Annotated in this window: 14 protein-coding genes; 1 reads left to right on the forward strand and 13 read right to left on the reverse strand. The window is 42.6% G+C overall.

The genetic code is table 11. From position 1 onward, the window contains the following. Nucleotides 1–83: 83 nt before the first annotated feature. The 7 genes from fabG to L634_RS0130190 all read right to left on the reverse strand — a co-directional run bounded on the left by fabG (nucleotide 84) and on the right by L634_RS0130190 (nucleotide 8,232). Complete coding sequence (gene fabG / locus L634_RS0130155; RefSeq protein WP_026585578.1) at nucleotides 84–827, reverse strand: 3-oxoacyl-[acyl-carrier-protein] reductase; 744 nt, start codon at nucleotides 825–827, stop codon at nucleotides 84–86. Then, nucleotides 824–1,771: an ACP S-malonyltransferase gene (gene fabD, locus L634_RS0130160; RefSeq protein ID WP_026585579.1), complete on the reverse strand. Its 948-nt coding sequence runs from the start codon at nucleotides 1,769–1,771 to the stop codon at nucleotides 824–826. The genes fabG and fabD overlap by 4 nt, the downstream gene beginning before the upstream one ends. A gap of 102 nt (nucleotides 1,772–1,873) precedes the next feature. Then, nucleotides 1,874–2,878, reverse strand: a complete 1,005-nt coding sequence (gene plsX, locus L634_RS0130165; RefSeq protein ID WP_026585580.1) for a phosphate acyltransferase PlsX — start codon at nucleotides 2,876–2,878, stop codon at nucleotides 1,874–1,876. Between the two features lie 20 nt (nucleotides 2,879–2,898). Next, nucleotides 2,899–3,459 (reverse strand): transcription factor FapR, encoded by a 561-nt coding sequence (gene fapR / locus L634_RS0130170; protein ID WP_026585581.1) that lies wholly within the window; start codon nucleotides 3,457–3,459, stop codon nucleotides 2,899–2,901. A 381-nt stretch (nucleotides 3,460–3,840) separates the two neighbouring features. Beyond that, nucleotides 3,841–5,889 carry an ATP-dependent DNA helicase RecG gene (recG, locus tag L634_RS0130180; protein WP_026585582.1) on the reverse strand — a complete coding sequence of 683 codons (2,049 nt, stop codon included), beginning with the start codon at nucleotides 5,887–5,889 and terminating at the stop codon, nucleotides 3,841–3,843. A 287-nt stretch (nucleotides 5,890–6,176) separates the two neighbouring features. Beyond that, nucleotides 6,177–7,853 (reverse strand): DAK2 domain-containing protein, encoded by a 1,677-nt coding sequence (locus tag L634_RS0130185; RefSeq protein ID WP_026585583.1) that lies wholly within the window; start codon nucleotides 7,851–7,853, stop codon nucleotides 6,177–6,179. Nucleotides 7,854–7,869: 16 nt separating this feature from the next. Beyond that, complete coding sequence (locus L634_RS0130190) at nucleotides 7,870–8,232, reverse strand: Asp23/Gls24 family envelope stress response protein (protein ID WP_009330806.1); 363 nt, start codon at nucleotides 8,230–8,232, stop codon at nucleotides 7,870–7,872. Between the two features lie 662 nt (nucleotides 8,233–8,894). Here L634_RS0130190 and rpmB point away from each other — a divergent pair. Then, nucleotides 8,895–9,083, forward strand: a complete 189-nt coding sequence (gene rpmB / locus L634_RS0130195) for a 50S ribosomal protein L28 (RefSeq protein WP_019381740.1) — start codon at nucleotides 8,895–8,897, stop codon at nucleotides 9,081–9,083. Nucleotides 9,084–9,242: 159 nt separating this feature from the next. On the opposite strand, the gene spoVM is transcribed toward rpmB, so the two are convergent. The 6 genes from spoVM to L634_RS0130225 form a co-directional block, all read right to left on the reverse strand. Beyond that, nucleotides 9,243–9,323 carry a stage V sporulation protein SpoVM gene (gene spoVM, locus L634_RS32100; RefSeq protein WP_019381739.1) on the reverse strand — a complete coding sequence of 27 codons (81 nt, stop codon included), beginning with the start codon at nucleotides 9,321–9,323 and terminating at the stop codon, nucleotides 9,243–9,245. A gap of 174 nt (nucleotides 9,324–9,497) precedes the next feature. Then, a complete protein-coding gene (locus L634_RS0130205; protein WP_026585584.1) occupies nucleotides 9,498–10,142 on the reverse strand; it encodes a thiamine diphosphokinase in 645 nt (214 codons plus the stop codon). An 88-nt stretch (nucleotides 10,143–10,230) separates the two neighbouring features. Beyond that, nucleotides 10,231–10,881 carry a ribulose-phosphate 3-epimerase gene (rpe, locus tag L634_RS0130210; RefSeq protein WP_026585585.1) on the reverse strand — a complete coding sequence of 217 codons (651 nt, stop codon included), beginning with the start codon at nucleotides 10,879–10,881 and terminating at the stop codon, nucleotides 10,231–10,233. A 2-nt stretch (nucleotides 10,882–10,883) separates the two neighbouring features. Beyond that, nucleotides 10,884–11,765 (reverse strand): ribosome small subunit-dependent GTPase A, encoded by an 882-nt coding sequence (gene rsgA, locus L634_RS0130215; protein ID WP_026585586.1) that lies wholly within the window; start codon nucleotides 11,763–11,765, stop codon nucleotides 10,884–10,886. Nucleotides 11,766–11,783: 18 nt separating this feature from the next. Further along, nucleotides 11,784–13,757 carry a Stk1 family PASTA domain-containing Ser/Thr kinase gene (gene pknB / locus L634_RS0130220; protein WP_026585587.1) on the reverse strand — a complete coding sequence of 658 codons (1,974 nt, stop codon included), beginning with the start codon at nucleotides 13,755–13,757 and terminating at the stop codon, nucleotides 11,784–11,786. A gap of 6 nt (nucleotides 13,758–13,763) precedes the next feature. After that, on the reverse strand, nucleotides 13,764–14,513 hold the full coding sequence (locus L634_RS0130225) for a Stp1/IreP family PP2C-type Ser/Thr phosphatase (protein ID WP_026585588.1): 750 nt from the start codon (nucleotides 14,511–14,513) through the stop codon (nucleotides 13,764–13,766). Between the last annotated feature and the right edge of the window lie 2 nt (nucleotides 14,514–14,515).

Here is a 14,515-nt window from a genome sequence, read left to right on the forward strand (position 1 = left end):
CACCTCCCCTCAAGTATTATAGAGTATTTTTAGCCTTAATTGAAAGGTTTTATAAAAAAATTTGCATTACAAGCCTGTTACAATTACATAATCATTCCGCCATCAACATGAAGGGTTTGGCCTGTCATATAGCGGCTGTCCTCAGAAGCAAGGAATACGGCAACATTTGCAATGTCAGCCGGGTCGCCGAAACGCGCCAAAGGAATTTGTTTGAGCATTTGATCTCTAACTTCATCGTTCAGCTTATCAGTCATATCCGTTGTGATAAAACCTGGGGCAATGGCATTAACCGTGATTCCTCGGGATGCAAGCTCCTTTGCTGATGTTTTTGTAAGGCCAATAACTCCTGATTTGGCAGCCACATAGTTAGCCTGTCCAGGATTTCCGCTAACACCAACAATTGAGGAAATATTAATTATGCGTCCGCTGCGCTGTTTCATCATTTGCCTTGTAACAGCTTTAGTACAAAGGAAAACACCTTTAAGGTTAATGTTTATGACATCATCCCATTCGTCTTCCTTCATTCTCATAAGCAGGTTGTCCTTCGTAATACCTGCATTATTAACAAGAATATCAAGCTTGCCAAACTTTTCAACAGTTTCTTTTACCATATTAGCCACAGATTCACCGTTGGAAACATCACACTGGACAGCGAATGCATTTCTGCCTAACGCTTTAATTTCATCGACTACTTCATTTGCTCTTTGTTCACTGCCTGAATAGTTAACGGCAATATCTGCACCCTGCCTGGCAAGGCCAAGAGCGATTTCCCTTCCAATCCCGCGGGAAGCTCCAGTAACTAAAGCAGCTTTTCCTTCTAGCTTCATCTTAATTCCTCCTTCAGGGACTCTGTCACTGCCTCACAAGTTTCTGCATCTGAAACCGCATAAGTCTTAAGGGAACGGTCAACTTTTTTAACTAATCCAGACAGCACTTTACCAGGTCCTATTTCGATAAATGTATCCACTCCAAGGTCAACCATTTTGCGGATCGTATCCTCCCAGAGTACAGGAGAATATAGCTGTTCAATCAATCTGCTGTTAATTTCGGAAGCAGACGTCATTTCAGAGGCAGTAACGTTTGCAATAACAGGTACAGCGGCATCCTTAATTTCAATCTCATCCAGGATTTGTTTAAACTTTTCCGCAGCCGGCTTCATTAGCTCAGAATGGAAAGGCCCGCTTACATCTAAAGGAAGAACGCGCTTGGCACCTGCTTCCTTAGCTTTTGCGGAAGCTTGTTCAACACCCGCTCTTGAACCTGAAATCACGATCTGTCCAGGACAATTCAGGTTTGCAAGCTGAACCTGATTCCCGCCTTTGCTTACCTCTTCCGTGACTGCAGTAAGCTTGTCCCTGTCAAGTCCTAAAACTGCAGCCATGGTTCCTTCACCATTCGGAACAGCTTCTTCCATAAATTCTCCTCTTTTTCGGACGGCATATACACCGTCTTCAAAGGAAATTGCCTCAGCTGCAACAAGCGCTGTATATTCTCCAAGACTATGGCCAGCCACATAATCAGGTTTTAAGCCAGACCTTTTAAAGTATTCCAATATTGCAATGCTTGTAGTCAGAAGTGCAGGCTGTGCATTTGTTGTTAAAGTCAGTTTTTCCTGTGGCCCTTCAAAAATAAGTGATGAAAGCGAAAAGCCAAGCTTTTGATCAGCACTTTCAAAGAAGGATTTTACCTTTTCATCTTGCTCTGCTAATGATTTTCCCATTCCAGCTGTCTGTGATCCCTGACCCGGGAACAAGAAGGCGATCTTACCCAAAGTGATTCCCCCCAAGTTAATTGTTTATTATTGGTTCTGTTAAATTTGCCAGCTGATTTGCGCTACAGCGTAAAAAACTTCAAAGAGCTTTATCACAGCCAATTATTTAACAGTGTTTTTGCCAGCTTCCTTCTCAATTGCTGCCTTAATCGTTTCGGCAACATTGTTCTCAACCATATTTCTGGTCTGTCTTACCGCGCTGAATAGAGCAGTTGCATCAGAGGAGCCATGAGCTTTAATAACCGGCGCCTTTAGTCCGAATAATCCCGCGCCGCCATATTCCGAATAATCCATTTTTGATTTAAGCTCATATAAATCCGGCTTTAATGCGGCAGCAGCCAGCTTCGTTTTAAAGCTGCTTGTTAATGCTGATTTTAGCATTTTAAAAACCGAAAGTGCTGTACCTTCAATGGTTTTAAGCACCATATTTCCGGTAAAACCGTCTGTTACGACGACATCGGCAACACCCTCAAGCAAGTCGCGCGCTTCCACATTTCCAATAAAATTAATATCCGCATTTTTCAACATATCGAAGGTGGTTTTAGCCAGTTCATTGCCTTTTTTCTCTTCCGTCCCAATATTTAAAAGACCGACTCTTGGATTGGACACTCCCCGTACTTTTTCTGTATAGATGGATCCCATGATGGCATATTGAAGAAGATGTTCTGGCTTCGCATCCACATTCGCCCCTACATCAAGGAGAAGGAAACCCTCCCCGCCAATCGTTGGCAGGGTTGGTGATAATGCAGGCCGCTCGATCCCTTCGATCCTGCCTACTACAAAAAGGCCAGCTGCCATAAGTGCGCCTGTATTGCCAGCTGAAATGCACGCATCTGCTTTGCCGTCTGAAACGAGCTGCGCTGAGAGCACCATTGAAGCATTTTTCTTTCTCCGTACAGCCTTTACTGGTTCATCATCCGGCAAAATGACTTCATCTGTATGTAAAATTTCAATTCGTTCATTAGCAGAGAGGTATTCCTTTATTTTAGACTCGTCCCCCACAAGGGTTATGTTCACATCTTTGTACTCTGCTGCAGCTTTCATTGCTCCAATTACTATTTCCTTTGGAGCATTGTCGCCTCCCATTGCATCAATAGCAATTTTCATGATGATTCATCCTTTAGTGATTATTTTTTTCTGAACATATCAAATTCGCCTTTGAAAACCAGTTCGTTATTGACAAAGCTGTTTACCTCGACAATCGTTCTTCCGCTGTCTTTATCGATGGCAATAACTTTTGCTTTTGCAATTACACGTTCATTCAGTTTAACTGGCCTTGTAAATTGAATATTTGCTTTTGCAGTTAAAGCAAGTTCATCATTTATTACAGCCACCGCCAGCGAATTGGCCTGTGCAAACATATGGTGCCCGCGGGCTATTTGATTACGCTTGAAAACATGCTCTTCTTTTACATCAAAAATGGATATTGCGGTTTTATCCAATTCAATATCTATTATTTCACCGATTATTTCTTCTATAGGCAAAGAACGGACTTCGTCCTCAAATCTTTTCTCAGCTACGTGCTTAATTCTTTCTCGTAATTCCGGGATAGATAATTCAAGGCGGTCGAGCCTGATTGTCTGGACACTCACCGAAAATTTCTCTGCAAGCTCTTCATCTGTGACAAAAGGATTCTCTTTTATTGTGTCCGTTAATAAATGCTGGCGTTCTTTTTTATTTCTTTTCATTAAGATCCCACCGTCCGAGATATTAAGACTAGGTACTAATAGTAGTATATAATCAAAAAAAGCAGATTGCAAGACAGAACTTTACTGCAATCTGCTTTCATTCGTCATTAGAAGGATTGGAATTTCTATCAATAATGTTGCTTTTTAGGGGGATTATACATATCCATCTCGATTTATTAGAAAAGTGTTTCATGCGAATTAATTAATGCTGCTTCTTCACTATTTTCCTCGCAGAAGCTGTATCCATTGAGTGCTTTGGAGCCACTTCCCGCCACTTCGGAGGAATTGCCCTATTTCAAGCAGTTTAATGCGATTCATTTACGTTTCCCCAGCGCCTATAAAAACACCAGCCGCTGCTGCCATTAATAGAACCAAGCCCTTTTAGTCCAGCTTTTCGCCTTCGAGTACTCCCGTTTCCTTCAGGTAATCCCTCAATGGCAGGTATTCATCCGAATGCCAGAATTCATCTGATTCGACAAGCGATGCTGCATCGTTTCTGGCAGTTTCGAGCGCCCGGTAATCATGGACCATATCTGCCACTTTAAATTCAGGCAGTCCGCTTTGTTTTTTTCCGAAAAAGTCTCCGGGACCTCTGAGTTCTAAATCCTTTTCACTTAGGGCAAATCCATCATTTGTTTCTGTCATGATTTTCATACGTTCTTTTCCTACTTCCGATTTTGGATCAGCAAGGAGAATACAGTATGATTGCTTATCCCCCCTGCCAACTCTGCCCCTTAATTGGTGGAGCTGTGCAAGCCCAAACCGTTCTGCGTCATAGATAACCATCATGGTTGCATTAGGTACATTTACACCAACCTCGACAACCGTGGTTGAAACAAGTATTTGTATTTCATTTTTGCTGAATGCTTTCATCACATTTTCTTTTTCATCTGGATGCAGCCTTCCATGCATGAGGCCGACATCATACCTGCCATGAAAATGATGCATTAGAGTCGCATGGACATCTATAGCATTTTGGACATCCAGTTTGTCTGATTCTTCAATCAGAGGACATATTACATAGACTTGCTGGCCAGCTGAAAGCTCCTTTTCCATAAAACCAAGGACCCTGTCCAGCATTTCAGGCTTTGCCCAATATGTTTCAATTGCTTTTCTTCCCGCAGGCATTTCATCGATTATGGATACATCCATTTCCCCAAAGACAGTGATAGCCAAAGTTCTCGGAATTGGTGTGGCAGTCATAAACAGCACATCCGGATTTTCTCCTTTTTCCCTGAGTATCCGGCGCTGTCCCACGCCAAACCTGTGCTGCTCGTCAGTAATGACAAGTCCCAGCTTATTAAATTCAACTTCCTCCTGGATGAGTGCGTGTGTCCCTATAAGAACATCAATCTCCCCATCTTTAAGCTCCTGAAGAATTTCCCTTCTCCGTTTACCTTTTACTGAGCTGGTCAGCAGCTCACAGCGCAGATGAAACGGTTCAAGCATGGCTTTTAAAGATTCTGCGTGCTGTTCTGCAAGGATTTCAGTCGGAACCATTAGAGCCCCTTGAAAATCTGCAGTCCTGCTGGCAAATAGTGCGATAGCCGCAACTGCCGTTTTCCCGGATCCGACGTCCCCTTGTAAAAGCCTGTTCATCCGGTACGGAGATTTCATATCGGCCAGGATTTCATTGACAACCCTTTTTTGGGCATTGGTTAATGCAAATGGTAGAGATTCTATAAATTCCATTAATCTAGGAAGATTATAAGCTTGTACAATCCCCTTTGACTGCTCCCTCTCAATCTTTCGCAGCGCTTGCATTTTTAATTGAAAGTAGAAGAATTCCTCATAAACAAACCGCCGCCTTCCCTGCTTCAGCTCATCATCGTTTGCTGGAAAATGAAGAGACCGCATTGCATCTCTTCTATTCAAGAGTCTATACTGCAATAAGTAGCGTTCAGGCAATGTTTCTTCTATATCAGTTCCGTACTGTGAGAAAGCAAGATTGATAAAACGTCTGAATCCCTTTACGGTGATTTTTCCTTTAACAGCATAAACAGGCTCGAAATCCTTGTTATTTGAAGCTGTCCCCATTTTCAATTCATTTGCCGTAATGACCTGCCGATGCTGGTCCCATTTGCCGGTGACTATCACCGTTTCATTTAGAGCAATTTTATTTTTCAAATATGGCTGATTAAACAAGATAACTTGTATCAAATATCGGTCAACAAGAACTCTGACAGTCAGCCTGGAACGCTTCCTGCCGTAATAGGCCAGGGAAGGTTCACTATGAACCTTCCCTATCACGGTCACTCTTTCATCATGCTTTATTTCAGCAAGGTCCTTAAGCCTGTAATCCTCATACCTGTACGGAAAATGCTCAAGCAAGTCCCTGACAGTCAGTATATTCATTTCGGCCAGTGATTCTGCCGTTTCCTCACCGATTCCTTTAACAGCCGTAACAGACTGGATTAAGTTTTGATTCACGTTTTTTGAGCAGCACACCAATAAGTTTTTTTCTTTAGCATGCCGCCAACCCTCCCTGCGCAGTTTCTTCAATTCCGGAGGCATAATTTACGCCTACTTTATAACTAGCACATTTTAATTGGAATGTGCAAATAAGTAAATCACTCCTGGGCAGCTTTGGACATGTCACTGGTAGTAGCAGTCTTCAGAAGATTCCCGGCACATTTACATTGCACCCTAAAGCATGGAGAGCAGAAAAAGCTTTAAAACGGTTAAAAGCGAAGGCAGCGCCCTCGCTTTAATAGTTGTTATTCAATTGAAAAGATGAAAGAATATAGCGGCTGTTTTCCATCATGTACTTCCACTTCAATATCTTCATACTTTTCTTCAATATAGCTGATAAGTGCATCTACCTCTTCTTCTGCCGCATCTTCCCCTTTTAAAATGGTTAGGATTTCAGAGTCTTCGTCAATCATCTGATCAAGAAGCCCTTTGGCGGCCTGCACTCTATCTTTGTTTTTTACAACGATTTTCCCATCCGCTATGCCCATAAAATCATCTTTTTCAATTTCAAGGCCGTCAATGCTGGTATCGCGGACAGCAAATGTAATTTGGCCTGTTTTTACATGCTGAAGGGCATCCGTCATCAATTCCTCATTTTGGCCAAGGCTTGCACTTGGATTAAAGGCAAGAAGTGCCGCCATACCTTGGGGAACAGTTTTGGAAGGTACAACTGCAGCTTCTTCCTCTGTAACTTCCGCAGCCTGCTGGGCAGCCATAATAATGTTTTTATTGTTTGGCAAAATAATGACTTTCTTCGCATTCACTTCTTTGATGGCTTTTACGATATCCTCCGTGCTTGGGTTCATCGTTTGGCCGCCCTCAATGACTGCATGTGCTCCAATGCTGCGGAAAAGATCGGCGATTCCGCTGCCCATTGATACAGTAACGATTCCATACTCTAGCTTTTCTTTCGGCTTTGCTTCAGCAGCTAAAGGAGTCTGGACGTCCTCAACCAAGTTTGTATGCTGCTGGCGCATATTCTCAATCTTCATATTGATTAAGCTGCCGTAGCGCTGGCCGTAAGTTAAGCAATCTCCAGGCTGTTCCGAGTGAATATGTACTTTAACTAGCTGGTCATCGGCAATCACCAGAAGAGAATCGCCATATTGGCTTAAATCCTGACGGAACTTTTCTTCTGAGAAAGGGTTCGCAGAAAGTTTTTCACTTTCAAACTTCACCATAAATTCTGTACAATAACCGAATTCAATATCTTCAGTATTCATAAAACCATGCACATTTTTGTGGTGCTCGGCGCTTACCAGGTCGTCCATTTTAGGAAGGGCAGCCGGTGTATCCGGTAGCTTTTCGCCTTTAAGCTCTGCAAGGAAGCCTTCATAAACGAAAACAAGGCCTTGGCCGCCGCTGTCTACTACTCCTACTTCTTTTAGAACTGGAAGCAAATCAGGAGTGCGGTTTAAGGAAGCTTTTGCCTCTTTTAGAACTTCCTCCATTATGACAGCAATATCGTCTTCATTTTCAGCAACCTGAACAGCCTTCTTGGCAGCATCCTTGGCAACGGTTAAGATCGTCCCTTCAACAGGCTTCATTACTGCTTTGTAAGCAGTTTCCACACCCGAATTTAGGGCATCCGCAAAGTCTTTGCCATCAATAGTCGCCTTTTGCTCTATAGATTTGGAAAACCCTCGGAACAGCTGTGAAAGAATTACCCCTGAGTTGCCGCGGGCACCCATCAATAAGCCTTTAGAGAGGGCAGAGCCCACCTTTCCGATATGCTCCTGTATATTGCTCTTAACTTCCTTTGCTCCGGAAGTCATTGACAAATTCATGTTTGTTCCCGTGTCTCCATCAGGAACAGGGAATACATTTAATGCATCTACTAATTTCGCATTAGCAGATAAATGGTTCGCTCCTTGTATTACCATCTCTGCAAAAAGCTTCCCATCTAAAACTTTTTTTGACACAAGTCTTTCCTCCTCACTACGGGTTCGTTACACGAACTCCCTGAACGTAAATATTTACCGAGTCCGTGCTGAGTCCCACTGTCTTATCAAGGGTGTATTTCACTTTAGATTGCACGTTGTGGGCAACCTCGGAAATTTTCGTTCCGTAACTGACAATAATATACATATCGATATGTACTTCATCTTCTTCCTGGCGGACTATCACGCCACGTGTGAAATTCTCTTTGCGAAGAATATCTGTCAGGCCATCTTTAATTTGATTTTTAGAGGCCATCCCTACAATGCCATAGCAGTCAACTGCTGCTCCGCCTGCGATCGTTGCAATAACGTCATTTGAGATATCAATTTGCCCGAAATTAGTTTTTAGTTCGATGGACATGTTTTGTTCCCCCTTTGGAAATTGCTTTTTTATTTGGCCCTGTTACATTTCCTGTTAAATTACAGCTGCTAGGCACTCAAGCTTTCAGCAGGCGGTCCAACGCTGTGCATTCGCACCCCCGGGGTCTCCCGCTGACAGCCTTCTCCCTCAGGACATTGAATAAGCTTCCCCCGAATGAACATAATGTTATCATATCGAGGATCTCGCACCTTCTGCCCCAATCAACAGGGCGCTATAATCAACAATAAGCATTAACAAAACCTTTTATTTAAAGCTTCTTCAAACGCTCCCGCCTTTGCCAGAACGCTGGCGTTCTTCTTAAAACTCCCGCTCAAGGCCAAACGGAAATTCAGCCTGAAAGCTGCCTTTCTAACTCCAAAGCTTAAAGCATATCTTATGACATTTTACTATATGGGCTGTAAATATGAAAGCCATACTTCCCCATCTCTATTATAGCTCATGTCGACTACCCCTATGTCAAGGGAATTTTCTTGAAAGCAAACTATTGCAATCAGAAGGGTTGTGTGATAAATTATTAAAGTATCTTTTAATGTCGTAATCCGAAGAGGATTTTCACATTAATTCAGATGGATGAATCTGACTATTGCAAATGAAAGCATGAAAATAGTTTTAGCTTATGCTTTGTAAGGAGGGAAACATACATGCCACGCAAATGTGTTGTAACTGGTAAAAAGACAACTTCAGGTAATGCACGTTCTCACGCTATGAACGCTAACAAGCGTACTTGGGGTGCTAACCTTCAAAAGGTACGTATTCTTGTAGACGGCAAGCCTAAACGTGTTTGGGTTTCTGCAAGAGCACTTAAATCAGGTAAAGTTGAGCGCGTTTAATATTGCTCAGGGACACCCTTTCAGGGTGTCCTTTTTAAATCCCGAAGCTTTTTAACTCCACTAACAGTCTCCCCAATTTGGGCAAAAATAAAAGCACCCCGTGAGGTGCCCATTTGTACTTTGATAGGTGCCATTTTCTCTATTAGCATTTATATGGGTTTAGCCCTTTTTGAAGGTTCCTAGCATGGCACGTACAATGCCGCCTAAAAATTTCGGAAGTTTGATTGTATAAAATCTCATTACTCGTGTCCCTCCTCACGATCTTACGCATCCTTATGTCCTTAAATCGTCCTTACCATCTTATTCAAATAATGAAAGATAAGTACTCATGATTACTAAAAATGATTTAAAAGCAATCTAACTTAAACTGATTTCTGGCTTCCGCCGCCTTCCCCTGGAGGCTTCAGCTTTTCGTTAATCCTTGCTTCTTACAACCATTAATATGCCTTCAGTAAAAGAAAAAGTACCATAATCATGAATAAGTTCATTGCTTATACAGAGCGTGGAACCGATAGGAACTGTATGATTTATGAGCGGATACTTGAAATTTATTAGCGTTAGCCCTTTTACCTCCATGGTAATCGGAAAAAAAGACACGTATTTTAAATTTTTATCATGCTTGATCCTGTATTCACCTGAAGGTTTTATATAAATGATATTCCTCTTGTCAATAATCTCGACAGGAATATGCATTTTTGATAAAACTGGCTTGACCAGAAGCTGAATATTGGCGAATAAGTGATCAAGCCTTCCGCCTGTAGCTCCGAATAACCTTATTTTTTCAGGGTTTTGCTCAAGCGCCCAGTTCAATGCAAGCTCCATATCTGTCTCATCTTTTTCCGGCTTAAACCTGTTTAATTCTTTTACTTTTTCCTCAATTAATAACAGCTCCCCAGGTGTTACAGAATCAAAATCGCCAAATGCCATTGCAGGCTGAATATCATTTTCGATAAGAGTGAGGACTCCTCTATCTACTCCGATCCAAATTCCATCATTTCGGTATGACGAAAGCTCAGGCAAAAGAATCTCTGGGCCACCGGCTAGAATATTTATCTTCATTTATAAATCACTCCAATTAAAACCCTTTAAGCTTGTAATGTTGTACTCCAGTTTACAAAAAAGCCAGCTGTGGCACAGCTGGCTTTTACTATATTCGACCTTTTAATGCTGCAATTGCCTTTGCTCTGTCCGTTTGATTATAGATGGCTGATCCCGCTACAAGTACAGTAGCCCCTGCTTCCATACATTGCTTGGCTGTTTCTTCGTTAACGCCGCCGTCAACTTCGATTTCAGTATTCAGGCCTTTGGATTCCGCCATTTCTTTAACAGCTGAAATTTTTGAAAGGACCGAAGGAATAAATTTTTGTCCGCCAAAACCAGGATTAACCGACATCAGCAGGACCATATCAATATCTTCGATGATATGATCAATTGCACTTACCGGAGTAGCCGGGTTTAAGACCACACCTGCTTTTACACCAAGAGATTTAATATAATGTACGGTTCTGTGCAAATGCCTGCAAGCTTCAACATGGACTGTAATATAGTCGGCACCTGCATTTACAAAGGCCTCTATATATGCATCAGGGTTCTCGATCATCAGGTGGACATCCAGCGGAAGCTTGGTGACCGGGCGAATGGCATCCACAATTAGCGGGCCAATCGTAATATTTGGTACAAAATGGCCATCCATTACATCCACATGGATATAATCGGCTCCACCACGCTCTACATCTTTAATCTCTTCTCCCAATTTGGAAAAATCGGCTGACAAAATGGAAGGTGCGATTTTAACCATAATTAATACCTCGGCTTTCTGTCTTTTATTTCCTGTAAAAATGTTTTGTAATGTTCATATCTGTAGGAAGGAATTTCACCGTTTTCGCTTGCTGTCTTCACAGCGCATTTCGGCTCTGCCACATGGAGGCATCCTCTAAATTTGCAATCCTCGCTTTTAGCCTGGATTTCAGGAAAGCAAAAGTTCAGATCTTCCAATTCGATATCCGTAAATTCAAGTGAACTGAACCCTGGAGTATCGGCTACAAGACCCTTTCCAACCTCAATTAGTTCTACATGCCTTGTTGTATGCTTCCCTCTGCCCAAATGCGAAGATATATCATTGGTCTTGAGTTCCAAGTCCGGCCTTAAGACATTTAAAAGTGAGGATTTCCCCACGCCGGACTGTCCAGCAAAAACAGAGATCTCACCTTCCAGGTATGGCAGTAAGTCCTTAACGCCTTCCTCAGTCTCGGAGGAAGTAAGGAGGACATCATATCCAGCCTGCCGATAGTCTGCTGCATATTTCTGAATCTCTTTATATTCCTCTTCATTTGTAAGATCAATTTTTGTAATGCAAATAATTGGCTTAATATGGTTGTATTCCACCAGCACTAGGAACCGGTCTAAAAGTGATGTGCTGAAGCCTGGTTCAACCGCTGAAAATACGAGAATAGCCTGGTCTACATTTGCAATGGGAGGACGGATCAATTCATTCTTCCGGTCCTTCACTTCAAGAATATAGCCTTCTGTGTTATTCTCAGCTTGAAATACAACCTCGTCACCGACAAGCGGGGTAACTTTATTTTTTCGGAAAACGCCACGTCCACGGCATTGGACCGTTTCATCACCGCTTAGAACATAATAAAACCCGCTTAAGGCCTTAATAATTTTGCCCTCAGGCATAGCAACACTCCTTGCTTATCATTCTTCTGGGTAAGGTATATCCCTTACATCATGAACCTGGCCATCACGCAAAACTTTATAGGTTGCTTTCTGTCCAGGCGCAATCGTCACATCAATCGTTATTACTGTATCTTCATAAATCAGCTCAGTGTGCACTGGTTCAGAGCCAGTATTATTCATGTCCGTAATGTAGACTTGTATCTCATTGGGCTCTCCCTCAACAGCAGGCTGATAAGGAATGCTAATATCAACATTCACCGTTTTTGGCGGAAGTTCTTCCTTCCCTTTGGAAAGAACCACTGTAACCTTCTGTCCTCTGGCCAGATTGGTGCCAGGTGCCGGGTCTTGTCTTATGACAAGTCCCTCAGATACTTCATCATGGAACTCTTCTTTACCATATTCCACCTTAAGGCCGGAAGACTCTTCATATTCCTGAAGACCCTTTTCATTATAGCCGCGCAGATCTTTTAATGGAATTGGGGCAGGTCCTTTGCTGACAGTGAACACCAGTTCTGTTTCCTCAGGAACGACTAGATCCCCTTCTGAAAAATTTTGATCGAGGATTGTGCCTGCCGGCTCACTTTCATTATTTTCTTCAGTCATCTCTATGCTTTTAAAATTCTTGCCTTCGAGCAATCGGACCACATCGTCATATTGGCGGCCTTCGTAATTGGAAAGCTCAAACTTTTCTTTCCCGGAGCTTTCATAGATGTCTATAGAGGTTCCTTCCTTTACGGTTCTACCCGCTTTTGGAACGGTTTTAACCACAAGGCCTTCCTCAATTTCCGGGTCTGTGATTGGAATGGCTTCATTAACAGAAAAGCCGGCAGCAATAAGCTCTGCCACAGCATCTTCTACGTCTTTGCCGGATACATCCGGAACCTGAACATCCTTAGGTGCAATCAGGTCTGGCAGTACAGTTATAGCCAGAATTGTCAATGCTAGCAGAGTCAGGAACACCGAAACCAAAATAATCGGCCACTTTTTTTTCTTTTTCTGTTTCTGTTTCTCGGGCTGCGGCTTGGCAATCGGCTGTGTATCAGCTTTAGATTCTTTTGAATGCACAAGCGTTTCATCGATATTTTGATATGTCTGGTCATTTGTTATAACAGGTATTGCTTTTGTGGCATCATCATCGATTGGCACCATGAATTTAGCTTCATGGAGCCTTTCCGGATCAAGGGCAGTCCTAATATCCTCTTCCATTTCATCCACCGTATCATACCGGTGGAAAGGATCTTTGGCAGTTGCTTTTAAAACAATATTCTCAACACTTTGAGGTATAGACGGATTCCACCTTTTAAGTGAAGGCGTCTCTGATTGCAGATGCTTAAGAGCAATAGATACGGCTGATTCCCCCGAAAAAGGAAGCCTTCCAGTCAGAAGCTCAAACATAACAATACCGAGGGAATAAATATCCGATTTCCTATTGGCCATTCCACCCCGTGCCTGTTCAGGCGACAGGTAATGAACGGATCCCAATACAGAGTTAGTCTGTGTAATGCTAGTCGCACTTAAAGCCATTGCAATGCCAAAATCTGTGATTTTAACATTCCCATTATTGTCTATTAATATATTATGCGGTTTAATATCCCGATGAATAATATGATTTTGATGTGCATGAGATATTGCGGAGGTCAGCTGTTTCATAATCTCAAGCGCTTCATCAATCTGCACAGGGCTGTTTTGCTGTATGTATTGCTTTAGAGTTTGTCCATCTACATATTCCATCACAATATAATAGATGGAATCCTCTTCGCCAACGTCATAAATGTTGACTATATTCGGGTGGGCCAAACTGGTAGCAGATTGGGCTTCACGATGAAAACGGCGGATAAATTCTTCATCTTCGGCAAAGTCCATCCGGAGAACTTTGACGGCAACATCGCGGTCCAGTATCATATCATGGGCCAGGTAGACATTTGCCATGCCCCCTCCGCCAATCATATCGAGAATTTTATAGCGGCCGCTTATTCTTCTTCCTTTAATCATTTTTTATCACCCGCTCTCACTGCCAGCATAAAACTCGACAATTACGAGCGTAATGTTATCTTCGCCGCCATTATTATTAGCCTTTTCAATAAGCACTTGTGCTTTCTCCTCAAGAGTTCGGCCGCTCTTGAGTATATCATCCATTTCAGGAACCGTGACCTTGTTGGATAATCCATCAGAGCACAGCAATAATTGATCCTCTTCTTCAAAAGTGATGGTTTTGATATCCATTTCCACCGTCGATTCCGTTCCTAAAGCTCTTAGCAGGACATTTTTTCTTGGGTGATGTTCGGCATCTTCTTTTGTAATTTGGCCTGAACGCACAAGTTCGTTCACCAGGGAATGATCTTCCGTTAGCTGCTGAAAACCTAATTCATTCAGGATATAGCAGCGGCTATCACCAATATTAGCAATTGTTGAAAAACGATCCGTACAGATGGCCGCCACAATAGTTGTACCCATTCCTTCACATTCCGCATTCTCTTTTGAATGCTCAAAAAGAATTTTGTTCACCTGTTCAATAGACTCCATCAGCCATTCTTCGGCTTCCTCTGGAGTCTTTATTTCACTGGCCTGCTCCCAAAAATCCTTTAATCTTGTTATGGTCATTTCACTGGCAACATCACCAGCACGGTGGCCGCCCATGCCATCTGCGACGATGGCAAGGCGCTGCCCGCTGCTGTTTATAAAGATGCCGCCATTATCTTCATTATGCTGTCTGACTTTGCCACGATCTGTCATAAAAACAGCTTTCATTC

The sequence above is a fragment of the Bacillus sp. J33 genome (genome assembly GCF_000518885.1).
In the GTDB taxonomy this organism is placed as follows: domain Bacteria; phylum Bacillota; class Bacilli; order Bacillales; family Cytobacillaceae; genus Cytobacillus.

Coding starts and splice junctions, on each gene's coding strand:
- rpe (WP_026585585.1), bottom strand. CDS start 10,881: ATGGTTAAAATCGCACCTTCCATTTTGTCAGCCGATTTTTCCAAATTG.
- fabG (WP_026585578.1), bottom strand. CDS start 827: ATGAAGCTAGAAGGAAAAGCTGCTTTAGTTACTGGAGCTTCCCGCGGG.
- fapR (WP_026585581.1), bottom strand. CDS start 3,459: ATGAAAAGAAATAAAAAAGAACGCCAGCATTTATTAACGGACACAATA.
- L634_RS0130190 (WP_009330806.1), bottom strand. CDS start 8,232: ATGTCCATCGAACTAAAAACTAATTTCGGGCAAATTGATATCTCAAAT.
- spoVM (WP_019381739.1), bottom strand. CDS start 9,323: ATGAGATTTTATACAATCAAACTTCCGAAATTTTTAGGCGGCATTGTA.
- L634_RS0130225 (WP_026585588.1), bottom strand. CDS start 14,513: ATGAAAGCTGTTTTTATGACAGATCGTGGCAAAGTCAGACAGCATAAT.
- L634_RS0130205 (WP_026585584.1), bottom strand. CDS start 10,142: ATGAAGATAAATATTCTAGCCGGTGGCCCAGAGATTCTTTTGCCTGAG.
- plsX (WP_026585580.1), bottom strand. CDS start 2,878: ATGAAAATTGCTATTGATGCAATGGGAGGCGACAATGCTCCAAAGGAA.
- pknB (WP_026585587.1), bottom strand. CDS start 13,757: ATGATTAAAGGAAGAAGAATAAGCGGCCGCTATAAAATTCTCGATATG.
- rsgA (WP_026585586.1), bottom strand. CDS start 11,765: ATGCCTGAGGGCAAAATTATTAAGGCCTTAAGCGGGTTTTATTATGTT.
- rpmB (WP_019381740.1), top strand. CDS start 8,895: ATGCCACGCAAATGTGTTGTAACTGGTAAAAAGACAACTTCAGGTAAT.